Source organism: Halomonas fontilapidosi (assembly GCF_014192285.1).
GTDB classification, from domain to species: Bacteria; Pseudomonadota; Gammaproteobacteria; order Pseudomonadales; family Halomonadaceae; genus Halomonas; species Halomonas fontilapidosi.
Genome location: NZ_JACHXQ010000007.1, coordinates 34,078 through 51,384, shown reverse-complemented (window position 1 = coordinate 51,384; position 17,307 = coordinate 34,078). Strand labels below are relative to the sequence as shown.

Sequence of the window (17,307 nt, the reverse complement as noted above, 5' to 3'; positions counted from 1 at the left end):
GAGCGACACCATCAGAGAGGTATGCAGTGAGCCTGGCCATCTTCGACCTGGACAACACCCTGTTGTCGACCGACAGCGACCATGCCTGGGGCGAGTTCCTGCTGGAACAGGGCGCCGTGGACCCGGTGGCCTACCGCGAGGCCAACGACCGCTTCCTGGCCGACTACGAGGCCGGCACCCTGGATATGCAGGCCTTTCTGGAGGTCGCGCTGCGTCCGCTCGCCGAGCACAGCCCCGAGCAGCTGGCCGCCTGGCACCAGCAGTTCATGGCCAGCAAGATCGAGCCGCATATCCTGCACAAGGGCGAGGAACTGGTGGCCCGCCACCGCACCCGCGGCGACACCCTGATGATCGTGACCGCCACCAACCGCTTCATCACCGGCCCCATCGCCGAGCGCCTGGGCATCGACGAGCTGATCGCCGTCGAACCCGAGATGGTCGACGGCCGCTATACCGGTCGCGCCAGCGGCATTCCCAGCTATCGTGAGGGCAAGGTCGAGCGCCTGGAGCAGTGGCTCGCCGACAGCGACCTGACCCTGGACGGCAGCTGGTTCTACAGCGATTCCCACAACGACCTGCCGCTGCTTGAGAAGGTCGACCATCCGGTGGCGGTAGACCCCGACCCCACCCTGCGGGACGTCGCCGAAGCCCGCGGCTGGAAGATCATCAGCCTCAGAGACTAATTTCCCCCGCTGCCGCTGCAAGACAAAACCCCGCTCAGGCTGAACCTGGCGGGGTTGCTTTTTCTTATCGCTTAACGCTTACGGCTTACAGCTGGCGATCAGCCCAGCAGGTGCTCGACGGCGGCGCGCTCTTCGCGCAACTCGTCTTCGGTGGCCTGCATGCGGCCGCGGCTGAACTCGTTGACATCGAGGCCCTGGACGATCTCGTACTTGCCGTTCTGGCAGACGACCGGGTAGGAGTACATGATGCCCGGCTCGACGCCATAGCTGCCGTCAGCGGGAATACCCATGCTCACCACCTCGTCGGTGCCCAGCGCCCAGTCGCGCATGTGGTCGATGGCCGCGGAGGCGGCGGAGGCCGCGGAGGATGCACCGCGCGCCTTGATGATGGCGGCACCGCGCTGCTGAACGGTGGGGATGAAGTCGTTCTCGTACCAGTCACGCTCGACCAGGTCGAAGGCCGGCTTGCCGTCCACCTTGCAGTGGGCCAGGTCGGGGTACTGGGTCGCGCTGTGGTTGCCCCAGACGATCATCTGCTCGACGTCGGTGACGTGCTTGCCGGTCTTCTGGGCCAGCTGGGTCTTGGCGCGGTTGTGGTCCAGACGCATCATCGCGGTGAACTGGCCGGCATCCAGGTCCGGCGCGTTGCAGGAGGCGATCAGGGCGTTGGTGTTGGCCGGGTTGCCCACCACCAGTACGCGGACGTCGCGGCTGGCGTTATCGTTGATCGCCTTACCCTGCACGGAGAAGATCGCCGCGTTGGCTTCCAGCAGGTCCTTGCGCTCCATGCCGGGGCCGCGCGGGCGAGCACCGACCAGCAGGGCGAAATCGGCGTCCTTAAAGGCGACGTTGGCATCATCGGAGGCGACGATGTCCTGGAGCAGCGGGAAGGCGCAGTCGTTGAGCTCCATCACCACGCCATTCAGGGCGTCCATGGCCGGCGGGATCTCCAGCAGCTGCAGGATGACCGGCTGGTCCTTGCCCAGCATGTCGCCGGAGGCGATACGGAAGACGAGCGAATAGCTGATCTGGCCGGCAGCACCGGTAATGGCAATACGAACGGGGTCTTTCATGGTGGCTCCTTGGGTTGTCAACGCGCGGGTTGTCGCCATGAGGATGAGCCGGGCCGGCATGCCGCCTGCCCAGGCTAGGATGCGAATCGCCAAGATGTTATGCCTGCACTGCACAAAACTCAATTCGACCTGAGCATAGGGGCAAGGGGAAGGGATGATATGCTGACGTCCCGATGTTTCGCTGCAAGGAAATGTTTGCATGCATCGCCGTTTCCCACTGCCGCCTCTCTCCGTCCTGATCGCCATAGGACTGGCCTGCCTATTAGTGGTCTGGCTGGCGCTCGGCGACATCGAGGGATTCCGCGACACCCCACCCGAGGGCGGCGCTGCGGAAGGCGCGGTACTGACCCGAGTCGAGGTGGTCGAGCGCCAGGCGCAGGCTTTCTCACCGCGGCTGGTGCTGCAGGGCCAGCTCGAGGCGCATCGCGAGGTGGAGCTGCGTGCCCGACAGGCGGGGCGCGTGTCGGCCTTGCCCGTCGCCCTGGGCGAGCGGGTCCGCCAGGGTGAGACGTTGCTGGCGCTAGACCGCGAGGAACTGCCGGCGAGGCTCGCTCAGGCCGAGGCCGAACTGGCCCTGGCCCGCGGCGAGCTGGCCGGCGCCGAGCAACTGCGGCGGCGCAAGCTGATCTCCGATACCGACTATCTGCGCCGACAGAGCGCCGTCCGCCAGGCCCAGGCCCAGATCGCCACGCTGCAGCGCCAGCTCGACGACACCCGCCCCGAGGCACCCTTCGACGGGGTGCTCGACCGCCTGGACGTGGAACTCGGCGACCTGGTCCAGGTCGGCGAAGCCTGGGGCCGGCTGATCGACGACGCGCGCCTCACCGCCAACGCCGCGGCGCCCCAGCGAGATGCCCTGTCGCTGACTCCCGGCTTGCCTGCCGAGATCCGGCTGCTCGACGGCACCCGCCTCAGCGGCGAGCTCAGCCACGTGGCCAGCCGCGCCGAGGAGAGCACCCGCAGCTTTCCCGTCGAGGCGATGCTGGCCAACCCCGAGGGGCGCCGCCTGGCCGGTGCCAGCGCCACCCTGACCATCCGTCTGCCCGAGCGCCAGGTACATGAGCTCTCCCCGGCCCTGCTCGAACTCAATGGCGAAGGTCGCCTGGCCGTCAAGCACCTGGACGATGACGACCGGGTGGTACTGACGCCGGTCGAGCTGGTCAGCGCCGATGCCGACACCGCCCGGGTGGCCGGGCTGCCCGACCACATCCGGCTGATCACCCTGGGCGGCGGTTTCGTGGACACCGGCGAGCCGGTGGACGCCGTGCCCGTCGAGCCGGCCACCCCGCAGGCGGGTAGGGACGCTCCCGGGGACATGCGCTGACATGCGCACCCTGATCGAAGCGGCGCTGGATCGCTCGCGCACCACCCTGCTGCTGCTGGTCGCCCTGCTGCTGGCAGGACTCGCCGCCTGGCAGGCGATCCCCAAGGAGGCCAACCCCGACGTCACCATCCCCATCATCTACGTCTCGATGTCGCTGGAGGGGGTCAGTCCCGAGGATGGCGAGCGGCTGCTGGTGCGCCCCATGGAGCAGGAGCTGCGCAGCATCGAGGGGCTGCGCAAGATGACCGCCCAGGCCAGCCAGAGCCACGCCGCCATTACCCTCGAGTTCGATGCCGGCTTCGACCCCGACCAGGCGCTCACCGACGTGCGCGAGAAGGTCGACATCGCCCGCGCCGAGCTGCCCGCCGAGGCCGACGAGCCGCGCGTCACCGAGGTCAACGTGGCGCTCTTTCCGGTGCTCTCCATCGGCCTGTCCGGGCCGCTGGAGGAGCGTCAGCGGCTGGCCGTGGCACGCCGCCTGCAGCAGGAGATCGAGGGCATCCCGGAAGTGCTCGAGGTGGAGATCGGCGGGGGACGCGAAGACCTGCTGGAGATCGTCGTCGATCCGCTGGTGCTCGACAGCTACGGCGTCGATTTCGCCACCCTGTTCAACCTGGTCAACCGCAACAACCGTCTGGTGGCGGCGGGCAGCCTGGACACCGGCGCCGGGCGTCAGGCGCTCAAGGTGCCGGGGGTGATCGAGCGTCTCGAGGACGTCATGGCGATGCCGGTGAAGATCGACGGCGAGCGGGTGGTGACCTTTGGTGACGTGGCCTGGATTCGCCCGACCTTCAAGGATCCGGAGGGCTTCGCCCGCATCGACGACCAGCCGGCCCTGGTGCTGGAGATCTCCAAGCGGGCCGGTGCCAACATCATCGCCACCGTGGCCCAGGTGCAGGGGCTGCTCGAAGAGGCGGCCGGCCTGATCCCCGAGGCACTCGAGTTCACCACCATCCTCGATCAGTCGGAGACGGTGCGCGACATTCTCTCGGAGCTGCTCAACAACGTGGTCACCGCGGTGGTGCTGGTGCTGGTGCTGATCCTGGCGGCCATGGGGATGCGCTCGGCGCTGATGGTGGGGCTGACCATTCCCGGGGCCTTCCTGTCGGGGATCCTGATGATCTGGGCCCTCGGCTACACCCTCAACATCGTGGTGATGTTCGCGCTGATCCTGGTCGCCGGGATGCTGGTGGATGGCGCCATCGTGGTCAGCGAGCTGGCCGACCGCCACCTGCGTCAGGGGCTGACGCCCAGAGCGGCCTGGACCGAAGCCGCCACGCGCATGAGCTGGCCCGTCATCGCCTCCACCGCCACCACCCTGGCGGTCTTCGTGCCGCTGCTGTTCTGGCCCGGCGTGGTCGGCCAATTCATGAAGTACCTGCCGATCACGGTGATCCTCTGCCTGCTCGCCTCGCTGGCCATGGCGCTGGTGTTCCTGCCCACCCTGGGCGGTGTGTTCGGCGCGCGCAGTGCCCAGCCCGCCCGCGAACGCGACATGGTCAGCGCTGGCGGACGGCTCTACCGCCACCTGCTCGGCCGGCTGCTGGCCTGGCCGGGGCTGACGCTGCTGGCCGCCCTGCTGCTGATGGCACTGATCTACACGGCCTATGCCCGCTTTAACCATGGCGTCGAGTTCTTCCCCAGCGTCGAGCCGGACACCGCCCAGGTGCTGGTCCGCGCTCGGGGCGATTTCTCCGCCGTGGAGACCGATGCCATCGTGCGTCGGGTCGAGTCGCGGCTTACCGGCATGAGCGAGGTCCAGGCACTCTATGCGCGCTCCTTCGCCGTGCCCAACCAGCAGCTCGGCGGCGATGTGGTGGGTGTGCTGCAGTTTCAGCTGATCGACTGGCAGCGTCGCCGCCCGGCCAGCGCGATCCTCGCGGATATGGCCGAGCGCACTCGCGATCTGCCGGGCATCCGGCTGGAATTTCGCGAGCAGGAAATGGGGCCGGCTGGCGGCAAACCCATCGTGCTGGAGATCAGCGCCGAGGACCCGGCCCTGGCCGACCGCGCCGTCACCGCAGTGCGCCGCACCATGGGCGAGCTGGGCGGCTTCCGCGACATCGAGGACAACCGCAGCCTGCCGGGCGTGGAGTGGCGGGTGAAGGTAGACCGCGAGGCCGCCGCCCGCTTCGGCACCGATGTGGCCAGCGTCGGCAGTGCCATGCAGCTGGTGACCACCGGGCTGCAGGTGGCGAGCTACCGCCCGGCCGGGGTCAACGACGAGGTGGATATCCGGGTACGCCTGCCGCGGGAGGCGCGCTCGCTGGACCAGCTGGGCCGACTGACGCTGAATACCCGCCGCGGACAGGTGCCGATCTCGCACTTCGTATCGCTGGAACCGGCCCCCAAGGTGGGCACCCTGCATCGCATCGACGGGCGCCGGGCCATTACCCTGGAGGCCGACGTTACCGCCGGGAAGCGCCCCGACGAGCGTCTGGCGGCGCTGATGGCGGCCATGCAAGCGCCGCCCGACGGGGTACGAGTCAACGTGGCCGGCGAGCAGCAGGACCAGCAGGAGGCCACGCGGTTCCTGGCCAGCGCCTTCCTGGTGGCGATCTGCCTGATGCTGCTGATCCTGGTCACCCAGTTCAACAGCCTCTACCAGGCGGCCCTGGTGCTCTCCGCTATCGTCTTCTCCACCGCCGGCGTGCTGCTCGGGCTGCTCGCCAACGCCCAGCCCTTCGGCATCGTCATGGTGGGCATGGGCATCATCGCCCTGGCGGGGATCGTGGTGAACAACAACATCGTGCTGATCGACACCTACAACCAGCTGCGCGGCGAGGGGCTCGCCCCCGGGGAAGCGGCCCTGGAGGCCGGCGGCCTGCGCCTGCGCCCGGTATTGCTCACCGCGGTGACCACGGTACTGGGCCTGGCGCCCATGGTGCTGGGCATCAACGTCGACCTGCTCACCCCGAGCCTGGGACTGGGGGCTCCTTCGACCCAGTGGTGGACTCAGCTCTCCAGCGCCATCGCCGGCGGCCTGACCTTCGCCACCGGCCTGACCCTGCTGCTCACCCCCTGCATGCTGGTGCTGGGCGCGCGGCTCGACCGCCGCCTGTAGGCCGCACCGTCGTTGCCGTTATTACCTAGGGAGTGGCAAGGTCGCGATCGTTCCAGCGCCCGCAACGACACCGCCCCGTCGACCACGAGGGCCGACGGGGCGGGTCATGAAGGCAGGGGTGATGAAAGCAAGGCGCTTGTCATCGCGTATCGCCGGCAGTGCGCTCAGACGCGGCTGTCGGCTTCGGCGCTAGCGGCATCCGGCGCGTGGGCCGCGTGCAGACGGGCGATCAGCTGGTCCTCGAGGGCGAAGCGTTCGCTAAGCCCGCGATTGAGGCGGTCGAGCCAGGCGGGCAGCCGCCGCAGATGGTGCTCGGCGCGCGCGGGCGTCTCGTAGTCGCGGTCGAAGGAGAGCACCAGCTCGGTGGACATCTCCAGCCGCTCGAGCAGGCGCTCGGCGAGTTTCAGGGCCTGGTGGTCGTCGAAGGCTCTGGCCTCTTCGCGCAGCTGCGGATAGACCTCGAAGTGGCCGGCACTGATGTAGTCCATCAGCCGTTCACTGAAGGCGTCGATGCTTGCCTTGTCGACCGTCTCCAGTTCGGCATCACAGGCCTGGTTCAACGCAGCAAGATGAATCAGCAACTCGCGACGCTCGTGGAGCCAGCGATCGATCAGCTCATGCACGCCACCCCAACGCTCCAGGGCATTCTTGCAATCTTCCAGCATGGTGCCTCCCTTGCCCGATGCGGCCAACCACTCGGGGAACTCAACCTGCGAGTTGCCAGACTCGCGCCTGCCGGACGCGCTGTCAATCCCGTTGCCACTACCGCCTCCCGGGCAGGCTGGGTCGCCGCGGCTGGCCCGCCTGGATGGACAGGGCACGCGGGGCGTCTGGCACCGCAGGTCGAGCGTGGAGACGTCATCGCCGCATTCATCGGGCGATTCGTAGTACCGTGGGCGCATTACCCTGGACCAGCGGCGGCCGCTACCCTGCGGCCCCACACATGCGAACAAGACTCAGGAGGGATCCCCATGAACACCTTGACCCGCGCCGGCCTCGGCCTGCTGATGACGAGTGCCGTGGCCACGGCCCAGGCCGAGGAGGTCAGGATCGGCATGATCACCACGCTCTCGGGCGGTGGCTCGCACCTCGGCGTCGATGTCCGCGACGGCTTCATGCTCGCCATCGACCAGGCGGAGCGCAACGACATCGAGGTATTGATCCAGGACGACGCCCGGCGCCCCGACCTGGCCAAGACGCTGTCCAACGAGTTCATGCAGCGCGACGAGGTCGACATCATGACCGGCATCATCTGGTCCAACCTGGCCATGGCCGTGGTGCCCTCGGTGGTCCGCCAGGGCACCTTCTACCTCTCGCCGAATGCCGGCCCCTCGGCCCTTGCCGGCAGGATGTGCCACGAGAACTACTTCAACGTGGCCTACCAGAACGACAACCTGCACGGCGCGATGGGCGCCTACATGCGCGAACAGGGCTTCGAGAATCCCCTGCTGATGGCGCCCAACTATCCCGCCGGGACCGATGCCCTGGCCGGCTTCAAGCATCTCTATGAGGGCGAGGTCGCCGACGAGATCTATACCCAGCTGGGCCAGACGGACTACGCCGCCGAGATCGCCCGCATCCGCGCCAGCGATGCCGATAGCCTGTTCTTCTTTCTTCCCGGCGGCATGGGTATCTCCTTCCTGAAGCAGTGGGAGAACTCGGGGGTGGAGATGCCGGTGTTCGGAGCGGCCTTCTCGTTCGACGAGACCATCATCAAGGCGGTGGGCAGCGCCGCGATCGGCGCCGTGAACACCTCGCAGTGGGCCTATGACCTGGAGAACGCGGCCAACCAGGCCTTCGTCGAGGCCTTCCGCGAGATCCACGAGCGCACCCCGACGCTCTACGCCGCCCAGGGCTATGATACCGCGCGCCTGATCCTGAGCGCCCTGGAAACGGCCCACCCCGAAGACCAGGACGCCTTCCGCGAGGCCCTGCGCGAGGCCAACTTCGACTCGGTGCGCGGCGAGTTCCGCTTCGGCCCCAACCACCATCCGATCCAGGACATCCATGTCCGCGAGGTGGTCGAGGGCGAGGATGGCGAACCGACCAATCGCCTGGTCGGCCTGGCCGTCGAGGACATCCAGGACGTCTATGCCGAGCAGTGTGAGATGTGAGCCTTCCGTGCCGCTAAGTCGTCAGCGCTTCGCCTGCGAGGGGGGAGCGTTGCGCTGGTGAGGCCTCCCACTCACGCCTCACCCTTCACCACTCATGCTTTTCCCAGAGACTAACTGACGTGTCCGTTACCCTGCTGATCGAGCAACTGATCAACGGCCTGCAGCTCGGCACCATGCTGTTCCTGATGGCCAGCGGCCTCACGCTGGTGTTTGGCGTCATGGGGCTGATCAACCTGGCGCACGGCTCCTTCTACATGGTGGGGGCCTATGTCACCGCCCTGACCACCGCCTCGACCGGTTCCTTCCTGCTGGGGCTGGCAGCCGGTGTGCTGGCGGCTGCCGCGGCGGGCGCCATCGTCGAACTGCTGGTGATAAGGCGCCTCTACGGCCGCCAGCACCTCGACCAGGTGCTCGCCACCTTCGCGCTGATCCTGATCTTCTCCGAGGGCACCCGCTGGCTGTTCGGCTCCTCGCCGCTATGGCTCAGCCCGCCCGAGGCGCTCTCAGGCTCGGTGGCGCTGCCCGGCGGCGCTCGCTATCCCGTCTATCGGCTGGTGATCATCGCCGTGGGCGTGGCGGTGGCCGCCGGGCTCTACCTGCTGATCGCGCATACCCGGCTGGGCATGCGCATCCGCGCCGGCGAGAGCGACCGCGAGATGATCGGCGCGCTGGGCGTCAACATCCGGCGACTCTATACCCTGGTGTTCGCGCTGGGTGCCGCGCTGGCGGGCCTGGCCGGCTCCCTGGTGGGCGCCCTGCAGGCGGTGCAGGTCGGCATGGGCGAACCGGTGCTGATCCTGGCCTTCGTGGTGATCGTGATCGGCGGCATCGGCTCGATCAAGGGTGCCCTGCTCGGCGCCCTGCTGGTCGGCCTGGTGGATACCCTGGGCCGGGTCCTGCTGCCCGCCCTGTTCGGCCAGTTCATGGCCCCGTCGGAGGCCGCCGGCGCCGGCACCGCGCTGGCCGCGATGCTGATCTACATCCTCATGGCGGTGATACTCGCCTTCAAGCCGCAGGGACTCTTTGCCGCCCATGACTAGGCCCCACCTTTCGCCCCTCCACTCCCCTGCCGCTGCGACCCCGGCCGGCCCACGCCGCTGGCTGGACCGTCGACGGCTGGTGCACGGCGCGCTGCTGGCGCTGATGCTGCTGGCGCCCGTCGCCGCCGACCTGCTGGGCGAGGTCTACTACGTCAACCTGGCCTCGCGGATTGCGCTGGTGGCCATGGCCGCCGTGGGACTCAACCTGGCCATCGGCTTCGGCGGCATGATCAGCTTCGGTCATGCGGCCTACTTCGGGCTGGGCGGCTACGTGGCCGGCATCAGCGCCTACCATGCCTTCGACGGCAGCCTAGTGATGGGCCTTCCCGGCAGCGACGACATGCGGGTGATCTGGCTGGCCGCCGTGCTGCTCTGCGGCCTGCTCGCGCTGGCGATCGGCGCCATCTCGCTGCGCACCACCGGGGTCTACTTCATCATGATCACGCTGGCCTTTGCCCAGATGGTCTACTATTTCGCCACTTCCTGGCCCGACTACGGCGGCGAGGATGGCCTGCCGATCTACCTGCGCAACAGCCTCCCCGGGGTCGATACCCAGGACGCCCTGAGCTTCTTCCTGATCTGTTTCGCGGGCCTGATGCTTTCCCTGGCGCTCACCTCGCGACTGATGAAATCCCGCTTCGGCGCGGCCCTGACCATGGCCCGACTCAACGAGACGCGCCTGGCCACCGCAGGCATCTCGCCCTTCCCCATTCGCCTGGTGGCCTTCGTCGTCTCGGCGATGATCACCGGCCTGGCCGGGGCCCTCTACGCGGACCTCAACGGCTTCGTCAGCCCCTCGATGCTGAGCTGGCAACTCTCCGGCGAGCTGATGGTGATCGTCATCCTGGGGGGCGTCGGGCGACTCTACGGGCCGCTCGCGGGCGCCATCCTGTTCGTGATGATGGAAACCCTGCTGGGCGGACTGACCGAATACTGGACCTTCTTCCTCGGCCTGGTACTGCTGGGCGTGGTGCTGTTCGCCCGGCAGGGCGTGATCGGCTGGCTGGCCGGGAGCGAGCGCCATGGGTGAGCGCGTGCTATCGATATCCGGCATGAGCAAGCGCTTCGGCGCGCTGCAGGCCACGCAAGACGTTTCGTTGGACCTCCACGCCGGCGAGATCCATGCCCTGATCGGGCCCAATGGCGCCGGCAAGTCGACGCTGATCGCCCAGATCGCCGGCAGCCTGAAGCCCGATGCCGGCGAGATTCGCCTCGGCGAACGCGACATCACCGCCCTGGGAGTCGCCCGGCGGGCCCGCCTGGGCCTGGGACGTAGCTTCCAGGTCTCGTGCCTGGCCGAGCCGCTCAGCGTGCTGCGCAACGTGATGATCGGCGCCCAGGCGCTGCAGGGACACAGCTTTCGCTTCTGGCGGCCAGTGGATAGTGACCCGCGCCTGCTGGCCCCGGCCCATGCGGCCCTTGAGCGCATGCACCTCGCCCACCGCGCCGACACGCCGGTGGCGGCGCTCTCCCACGGTGAGCGTCGCCAGGTGGAGGTGGCCTGCGCGCTGGTGCTCGAACCGCGGGCCCTGCTGCTCGACGAGCCTATGGCCGGCCTCGGCCCCGAGGGGTCCGCGCGCCTCACCGAGCTGCTCGAGACCCTGAAACAGGAGGTGCCGATCCTGCTGATCGAACACGACATGGACGCCGTCTTCCGGCTGGCGGACCGCATCTCCGTGCTGGTGGCGGGCCGCGTCATCGCCCACGGCGACGGCCCGACCATCCGCCGCGACCCGCGCGTCCGCGACGCCTATCTGGGAGACTGAGATGCTCGAGATCACCGACATCGAGACCTTCTACGGGCCCTCCCAGGCGCTGTTCGGCGTCAGCCTGCGGGTCGAGGCCGGCGAGATGGTGGCCCTGATGGGGCGCAACGGCATGGGCAAGACCACCACGCTGCGCTCGCTGTTCGGGCTGACCCCGGCCCGTCGCGGACGCATCGTGTTCGAATCGCGCGACCTGCGACGCCTGCCGGCCTACCGCATCGCCCAGCGCGGCCTGGGGCTGGTGCCCGAGGGTCGCCGCTGCTTTCCCAACCTCTCGGTGCGCGAGAACCTGATCGCCACCGCCCGCCCTGGCCCTTGGCACCGCGAGCGCGTCGAAGGCCTCTTTCCGCGGCTCGCCGAGCGGCGCCGCCAGATGGCCGCCACCCTCTCCGGCGGCGAGCAGCAGATGCTCGCCATCGGCCGCGCGTTGATGACCAACCCGCGACTGCTGGTGCTCGACGAGGCCACGGAGGGCCTGGCCCCGGTGATCCGCCAGGAGATCTGGTCGGCCCTGCGGCTGCTCAAGGCGCAGGGGCAGTCGACCCTGATCGTCGACAAGTCGCTCGGCGAACTGCTGCCGGTCGCCGACCGCTGCACCATCCTCGAGAAGGGACGCACGGCCTGGACAGGGCCGCCCGAGGCCCTGGACGCCGGCGTCCGCGACCGCTACTTGGGCGTATAGCTCTTAGGGCTGACGGCTCAGCAGTGGAAAGTGGTGATCGCCTCGACGAAGCGCCCGCCGGGTCGGTAGTGCTCGAGGAGGGAGAAATGATCGTCACCGGCCAATAGCTCGGCGGTGACTGCCAGGCCTTGGGCATCCAGATGGGCGGCCTGGTCTTGCATCTGGCGGGCGAACTCGCTGGACTCCTCACCGCCGGCGACCAGCCGCACCTTCGCCGGGACACGGCAGGGCTGCTGCACGGGACTGTAGTCGATCACATCGCGGCCGGTGAGCTGCAGCTTGGGCTGCAACCATGACCAGGGGAAGGGCGACAGGTCGTAGAGGCCACTGACGCACAGCGCCCCCTTGATCAGATCGTCGGGCAGGCCGTAAGTCTCCTGCCAGTCGGTGGCCAGCAGCATGGCGCAGAGGTGGCCGCCGGCGGAGTGGCCCGAGACGCTGAGTTGGTGCGGGTCGATCCCCCATGACGCCGCATGACGATAGACCCATGCCAGCGCCGCTCGGGCCTGGCGCACCACCTCGCCGAAGGCCACCGTGGGGCAGAGCGCATAGTTGACCACCACCACCGTGACCCCCGAGGCCACCAGCCCCTCCACCACGAAGCTGAACTCCTTGTGGCTCAGGGAGCGCCAGTAGCCGCCGTGAAAGAACAGATGGCAGGGCGCAGGCGCGTCGTCGACCGCGCCCTCGGCACGAAAGAGATCCAGGCACTCGGCACGTGTCGGGCCATAGGGCAGATCGAGCGCCACCCGATGGCATTCACGGGCTGCCAGGCTGCGCGCCCGCCACGCCTCGAGCAGCGCCGCGGGATCGCGCCCCCGCATGGGGTCGTAGGCGCGGTCGATCGCCTCCTGGGTGGTCGGCTGGCGATAGCGCATGGCGCCGATCTAGCCCTGCCAGCGGTAGCCGTGACGCGGACGATTGGCCGCCAGCAGCAGGCCCAGCGGCGCCAGCGCGAGCAGCACGAAGCCGGCCAGGGTCCAGCCGGGCAGCGAGATGCCGAGCAGCAGGAAGTCGATCTCGGCACACTCTCCCGAGCCGGAGAGCACCTGGGCCAGCACCTGCTGCAGGGGCAGGATCTCCAGCATGTAATCGAGCCCGGGGCCGCAGCTTGGCACCTGGTCGGCTGGCAGCGACTGCAGCCACAGGTGACGTCCCGCCAGGGCGATCCCGGCCCCCACGGCAGCCAGCGACAGCAGGCCGTAGATCACGGCTCCGGCACGCCCGACGGGGTCATGAATCGCCGCGACGAGAAACACGGCGGCGGCCGCCAGCACGGCGAGGCGCTGGAGGATACACAGCGGGCAGGGCTCCAGCCCGACGAGGTGCTCGAGCCCCAGGGCCACGGCCATCATCAGCACGCAGAAGGCGAGCCCGGCAAGGCTCCAGGTGCGAACCGGCAGGCGCCGAAGGTCGTCGATCATGGGGTCTCTCCCGTCTGCAACGGCGTGATGGCCCGCACCTCACGCGCGCGCTCGAAGTAGCGTTCCAGGAAGGCGTCGAAATCCTCGGTATCGCGCGCCTCGATATCCTTCTGCTGCGCCAGGGAGGTCGCCACCAGGTCATCGAACAGGGCTTCGCGGGACGCGTCCATGGGGGTGTCACGGAAGGCTTGCGCCTGTTCCCGGGCGAGGCCCATCATGGCCTCGACGAAGGATTCGCCGGTCGCCTCGAGACGCGCCAGCAGGCGGGCGGAGGGCGTCAAGGCAGGATCGTCCAGCAGTGGCGACAGCGCCGCCAGCGCCTCGCCATGGGGTTCGCCCTCCTCCAGGCGGTCGAGCAGCGCCGCGACCGCCTTCATCTCGGCGACGATCTCGCCGCCCCAGTCGGCGATAGAGCGGTGCCGGCCGTCCTGCAGCAGGCGCAGCGCCGGGTCCCGGCCGCGCTCGACCACCAGGCGACGGTTGTCGTCCAGCCGGTCGCACTCGTCATCGGGAATCCAGGGACTTTCGCTGAGCAGGCACCACATCAGGAAGGTATCGATGAAGCGAATCTGGGGCTCGTCCACGCCGAGCGGCAGGAACGGATTGAGATCCAGGCAGCGCACCTCGATGTACTCCACGCCGCGCGCCTCCAGCGCCTGGCTGGGCGTCTCGTCATGGCGCGCCACCCGCTTGGGACGGATGTCGCTGTAGTACTCGTTCTCGATCTGCAGGATGTTAGCGTTGAGCTGGCGCCACGCCCCCCCTTCCCGGACACCCCGCTTCTTGTAGTCCTGCCACGGCGTGGCGATGGCATGACGCAGGGTGTTGACGTAGTTGGAGAGCGAATTGAAGCAGATCTTCAGCTGCTCCTGGACCTTGTTCTGGTAGCCCAGATCCGACATGCGCAGGCTGGTGGCATGGCGCGACACCAGCGTATCGTCACCATGCCACTGAAGCTTCTCGGGCACCCTGCCGTGCGGCAGGAAGCTGCTGTCCAGGGCCGGCGAGGCGCCGAACAGGTAGAGCAGCAGCCAGCTGTGGCGACGGAAGTTGCGGATCAGCCCGAAGTAGCGCGCCGACCGGTAGTCGGGCAGCGGCGTGTCGTCGTCGCCCTCGAGCTCGCGCAGCAGCTGCCAGAGCTCGTCAGGCAGCGAGACGTTGTAGTGCACGCCGGCGATGGACTGCATGATCCGTCCGTAGCGCAGGTCCAGACCCTTGCGGTAGACGGTCTTCATGGTGCCTACGTTGGAGCGGCCGTAGTCGGCGATGGGCACGCTGTCGTTGCCGGCCAGGCGCGCCGGCATGCTGGCCGGCCAGATCAGCTCATCATTCAGGTGGCGATAGCTGAAGCGGTGCAGGTCGGCGAGGAAGTCCATGGCATCGCCCGGTCGACAGGTGACCGGGGTGATGTACTCCAGCAGCGCCTCGGAGTAATCGGTGGTGATATGCGGATGGGTCAGCTTGGAGCCCAGCGCCGCGGGGTGCGGCGTGGCGGCGATACGCCCCTCGCTGTCGACGCGCAGCCCCTCCTTTTCGATGCCACGGCGCAGACGCCCGACCCGCCCCTGGTCGGCCAAGGCGGTGAGTCGATCGACGCGGCTGGTGAACGATTCGGACAAGATGGTCACCCCATGTGTAATAAAGGCGGGCGCCATGGCGCCCGGCAAACGTCAGAGTATGGTGCCGCCAGGCGGCGCTTCAAGGTCAGCGACCCTTCTTTGCCTCGAGCAGGGCCGCGCCCAGGGCGCCCATCTGGCCCGCCGGCTCGGCCGTCTTGCTGCCGCGGCCGGCCTTGGCCTTGCCCCTGCCTTGCCCTCGAGCATTGCCGCGCCTGCCGCGCGGCGCGTCATCGCCCCGCTCACCGGTCTGATCGTCCGGCTGGTCATCGAGGCGCATGGTAAGGCCGATCCGCGCGCGCGGCAGATCCACGCTCATCACCTTGACCCGCACGATATCGCCAGCCTTGACCACCGTGCGCGGGTCTTCGATGAACGTATCGGAGAGCGCCGAGATGTGCACCAGGCCATCCTGGTGGACGCCGATATCGACGAAGGCCCCGAAGTGGGTGACGTTGGTCACGCTGCCCTCGAGGATCATGCCCGGCTCGAGGTCCTTGAGGGTCTCGACCCCCTCGCGGAACTCGGCCGCCTTGAACTCGGGGCGCGGGTCACGCCCCGGCTTGTCGAGCTCGGCGAGGATATCGGTCACCGTGGGCAGCCCGAAGTGCTCGTCGGCGAAGTCCGCCGGCTTGAGTGCCTTCAACGTTGCGCTGTCGCCGATCAGCCCGGCCAGCGGGCGCCCGCTGCGCTGGGCGATGCGCTCCACCAGCGGATAGGCCTCGGGGTGCACGGCGCTGGCGTCCAGCGGGTTGTCGGCGTTCATGATGCGCAGGAAGCCGGCGCACTGCTCGAAGGTCTTGGGGCCGAGGCGACTGACGTCGAGCAGCGCCCGACGACTGGTGAAAGCGCCCTCGGCGTTGCGACGGGCGACGATGTTATCGGCAAGCGCCGCGTTGAGGCCGGCAACCCTCGAGAGCAGCGCGCTCGACGCGGTGTTGAGATCCACCCCCACGGCGTTGACGCAGTCCTCGATGACCGCTTCCAGGCTCCGCGAGAGCTGCAGCTGCGAGACATCATGCTGGTACTGGCCCACGCCGATCGACTTGGGCTCGATCTTGACCAGTTCGGCCAGCGGGTCCTGGAGCCGCCGGGCGATCGAGACCGCGCCGCGAATGGTCACGTCGAGGTCGGGCAGCTCCCGGGAGGCGTACTCGGAGGCGGAGTAGACCGAGGCGCCCGCCTCGCTGACCATCACCTTGGCGAGCGGGCGCTTGCCCTGCCCTTCCTGTGAAGAGAACCGCTTGACCAGCTCGCCGGCAAGCTTGTCGGTCTCGCGGCTGGCGGTGCCGTTGCCCACTGCAATCAGCGCCACGTCGTGCTTCTCCACCAGCCGAGCCAGCTCGGCCAGAGCGGCATCCCAGCGATTCTGGGGCGCGTGCGGGTAGATCGTGGCGTGCTCCAGAAACTGGCCGGTGGCATCCACCACCGCCACCTTGCAGCCGGTACGCAGGCCGGGGTCGATGGCCAGCGTCGCCTTCTGGCCGGCTGGGGCGGCCAGCAACAGATCCTTGAGGTTGGCGGCGAACACTCCGATGGCCTCCAGCTCGGCGCGCTCGCGCAGGCGCCCCATGAGCTCCGTCTCCAGGTGGGTATACAGCTTGACCCGCCAGGTCCAGCGCACCACCTCGGCCAGCCAGCGGTCGGCGGGGCGGCCCTGGTCGCTGATGCCCACATGCCGCGCGATGGCCACCTGCGCCGGATGGATCGGGGCCTCTTCCTCGCCGGGCAGGCGCAGGGTCAACCCCAGGACGCCCTCGTTGCGACCACGGAACATCGCCAGCGCGCGGTGCGAGGGCACCTTGGCGAGCCGCTCGTCATGCTCGAAGTAGTCGGAGAACTTGGCGCCCTCCTGCTCCTTGCCGGCGATCACCCGCGAGCAGAGCTCGCCCTCGCTCCACAGTCGTTCACGCAGCTGGCCCACCAGTTCGGGATCCTCGGCGAAACGCTCCATGAGGATCTGCTTGGCACCGTCCAGGGCGGCCTTGGCATCCGCCACGGCGGGCGTTTCGCCCTCGGCCGCGCGAAGGTAGTGGGCCGCCTCGGCGTCGGGTTCCAGGCGGGGATCGGCCAGCAGGGCATCGGCCAGCGGCTCGAGCCCCGCCTCGCGGGCGATCTGGGCCTTGGTGCGCCGCTTCTTCTTGTAAGGGAGGTAGAGGTCCTCGAGGCGCTGCTTGGTGTCCGCGGCACGAATGCTGGCGGCCAGTGCGTCAGTGAGCTTGCCCTGCTCGTCGATGGCGGCCAGCACCGCCGCGCGGCGTTCTTCCAGTTCGCGCAGGTAGGCCAGGCGCTCATGGAGGGCGCGCAGCTGGATGTCATCGAGCCCGCCGGTGACTTCCTTCCGGTAGCGGGCGATGAAGGGCACGGTGGCCCCGCCGTCGAGCAGTTCCACCGTCGCCTTGACCTGCGGTGGGCGAACGGCGAGTTCCTCGGCGAGGCGGCTGATGATCTTGTCGTGTGCGTCCATGAAATCCTTGGCAATCAAACGTCCAGACGATCGCGACAAGGTATCACAAACCGC

Annotated in this window: 14 protein-coding genes and 1 pseudogene; 9 read left to right on the top strand and 6 right to left on the bottom strand. The window is 68.5% G+C overall.

The features are described 5' to 3' along the window. Positions 1-26: 26 nt before the first annotated feature. The gene (locus FHR95_RS11145; protein WP_183314431.1) at positions 27-683 is read left to right on the top strand and encodes a histidinol-phosphatase; all 657 of its coding nucleotides are present in this window, start codon (positions 27-29) and stop codon (positions 681-683) included. Positions 684-781: 98 nt separating this feature from the next. On the opposite strand, the gene FHR95_RS11140 is transcribed toward FHR95_RS11145, so the two are convergent. Continuing rightward, positions 782-1,756, bottom strand: coding sequence for a malate dehydrogenase (locus FHR95_RS11140; RefSeq protein ID WP_183314430.1), 975 nt, complete (start codon positions 1,754-1,756; stop codon positions 782-784). A gap of 199 nt (positions 1,757-1,955) precedes the next feature. Between FHR95_RS11140 and FHR95_RS11135 the strand changes: the two genes are divergently transcribed. Both FHR95_RS11135 and FHR95_RS11130 read left to right on the top strand, forming a co-directional pair. Beyond that, entirely contained in the window at positions 1,956-3,080 is a 1,125-nt protein-coding gene (locus tag FHR95_RS11135; RefSeq protein WP_183314429.1) for an efflux RND transporter periplasmic adaptor subunit, read from the top strand. A 1-nt stretch (position 3,081) separates the two neighbouring features. After that, positions 3,082-6,144, top strand: a complete 3,063-nt coding sequence (locus FHR95_RS11130) for an efflux RND transporter permease subunit (protein ID WP_183314428.1) — start codon at positions 3,082-3,084, stop codon at positions 6,142-6,144. A gap of 164 nt (positions 6,145-6,308) precedes the next feature. On the opposite strand, the gene FHR95_RS11125 is transcribed toward FHR95_RS11130, so the two are convergent. Then, positions 6,309-6,809, bottom strand: coding sequence for an Rsd/AlgQ family anti-sigma factor (locus FHR95_RS11125; RefSeq protein WP_040184810.1), 501 nt, complete (start codon positions 6,807-6,809; stop codon positions 6,309-6,311). A 306-nt stretch (positions 6,810-7,115) separates the two neighbouring features. Between FHR95_RS11125 and FHR95_RS11120 the strand changes: the two genes are divergently transcribed. From FHR95_RS11120 to FHR95_RS11100, 6 genes and pseudogenes are all read left to right on the top strand, one after another. Continuing rightward, the gene (locus FHR95_RS11120) at positions 7,116-8,258 is read left to right on the top strand and encodes an ABC transporter substrate-binding protein (protein ID WP_183314427.1); all 1,143 of its coding nucleotides are present in this window, start codon (positions 7,116-7,118) and stop codon (positions 8,256-8,258) included. A gap of 119 nt (positions 8,259-8,377) precedes the next feature. Further along, entirely contained in the window at positions 8,378-9,298 is a 921-nt protein-coding gene (locus tag FHR95_RS11115) for an ABC transporter permease subunit (protein WP_183314426.1), read from the top strand. Continuing rightward, complete coding sequence (locus FHR95_RS11110; RefSeq protein ID WP_183314425.1) at positions 9,291-10,328, top strand: branched-chain amino acid ABC transporter permease; 1,038 nt, start codon at positions 9,291-9,293, stop codon at positions 10,326-10,328. The genes FHR95_RS11115 and FHR95_RS11110 overlap by 8 nt, the downstream gene beginning before the upstream one ends. Next, a pseudogene (locus tag FHR95_RS11105) lies at positions 10,321-10,839 on the top strand (ABC transporter ATP-binding protein); the annotation flags it as partial. The gene FHR95_RS11110 and the pseudogene FHR95_RS11105, both read left to right, overlap by 8 nt. Before the next feature lie 6 nt (positions 10,840-10,845). Then, entirely contained in the window at positions 10,846-11,064 is a 219-nt protein-coding gene (locus tag FHR95_RS17425; RefSeq protein WP_425485293.1) for an ABC transporter ATP-binding protein C-terminal domain-containing protein, read from the top strand. A 1-nt stretch (position 11,065) separates the two neighbouring features. Continuing rightward, positions 11,066-11,746, top strand: coding sequence for an ABC transporter ATP-binding protein (locus FHR95_RS11100; RefSeq protein WP_183314423.1), 681 nt, complete (start codon positions 11,066-11,068; stop codon positions 11,744-11,746). Between the two features lie 17 nt (positions 11,747-11,763). On the opposite strand, the gene FHR95_RS11095 is transcribed toward FHR95_RS11100, so the two are convergent. From FHR95_RS11095 to FHR95_RS11080, 4 genes are read right to left on the bottom strand one after another with little or no spacing between them, the layout of a single operon-like run. Then, a complete protein-coding gene (locus tag FHR95_RS11095; protein ID WP_183314422.1) occupies positions 11,764-12,624 on the bottom strand; it encodes an alpha/beta hydrolase in 861 nt (286 codons plus the stop codon). Between the two features lie 9 nt (positions 12,625-12,633). Then, entirely contained in the window at positions 12,634-13,170 is a 537-nt protein-coding gene (locus FHR95_RS11090) for a disulfide bond formation protein B (RefSeq protein ID WP_183314421.1), read from the bottom strand. Continuing rightward, entirely contained in the window at positions 13,167-14,825 is a 1,659-nt protein-coding gene (gene gshA / locus FHR95_RS11085; protein WP_183314420.1) for a glutamate--cysteine ligase, read from the bottom strand. Before gshA ends, FHR95_RS11090 begins: the two co-directional genes overlap by 4 nt. A gap of 49 nt (positions 14,826-14,874) precedes the next feature. Further along, positions 14,875-17,253, bottom strand: coding sequence for a Tex family protein (locus FHR95_RS11080; RefSeq protein ID WP_183314419.1), 2,379 nt, complete (start codon positions 17,251-17,253; stop codon positions 14,875-14,877). Between the last annotated feature and the right edge of the window lie 54 nt (positions 17,254-17,307).

Coding starts and splice junctions, on each gene's coding strand:
- FHR95_RS11140 (WP_183314430.1), bottom strand. CDS start 1,756: ATGAAAGACCCCGTTCGTATTGCCATTACCGGTGCTGCCGGCCAGATC.
- FHR95_RS11135 (WP_183314429.1), top strand. CDS start 1,956: ATGCATCGCCGTTTCCCACTGCCGCCTCTCTCCGTCCTGATCGCCATA.
- FHR95_RS11130 (WP_183314428.1), top strand. CDS start 3,082: ATGCGCACCCTGATCGAAGCGGCGCTGGATCGCTCGCGCACCACCCTG.
- FHR95_RS11125 (WP_040184810.1), bottom strand. CDS start 6,809: ATGCTGGAAGATTGCAAGAATGCCCTGGAGCGTTGGGGTGGCGTGCAT.
- FHR95_RS11120 (WP_183314427.1), top strand. CDS start 7,116: ATGAACACCTTGACCCGCGCCGGCCTCGGCCTGCTGATGACGAGTGCC.
- FHR95_RS11110 (WP_183314425.1), top strand. CDS start 9,291: ATGACTAGGCCCCACCTTTCGCCCCTCCACTCCCCTGCCGCTGCGACC.
- FHR95_RS17425 (WP_425485293.1), top strand. CDS start 10,846: ATGGCCGGCCTCGGCCCCGAGGGGTCCGCGCGCCTCACCGAGCTGCTC.
- FHR95_RS11100 (WP_183314423.1), top strand. CDS start 11,066: ATGCTCGAGATCACCGACATCGAGACCTTCTACGGGCCCTCCCAGGCG.
- FHR95_RS11095 (WP_183314422.1), bottom strand. CDS start 12,624: ATGCGCTATCGCCAGCCGACCACCCAGGAGGCGATCGACCGCGCCTAC.
- FHR95_RS11090 (WP_183314421.1), bottom strand. CDS start 13,170: ATGATCGACGACCTTCGGCGCCTGCCGGTTCGCACCTGGAGCCTTGCC.
- gshA (WP_183314420.1), bottom strand. CDS start 14,825: ATGGCGCCCGCCTTTATTACACATGGGGTGACCATCTTGTCCGAATCG.
- FHR95_RS11080 (WP_183314419.1), bottom strand. CDS start 17,253: ATGGACGCACACGACAAGATCATCAGCCGCCTCGCCGAGGAACTCGCC.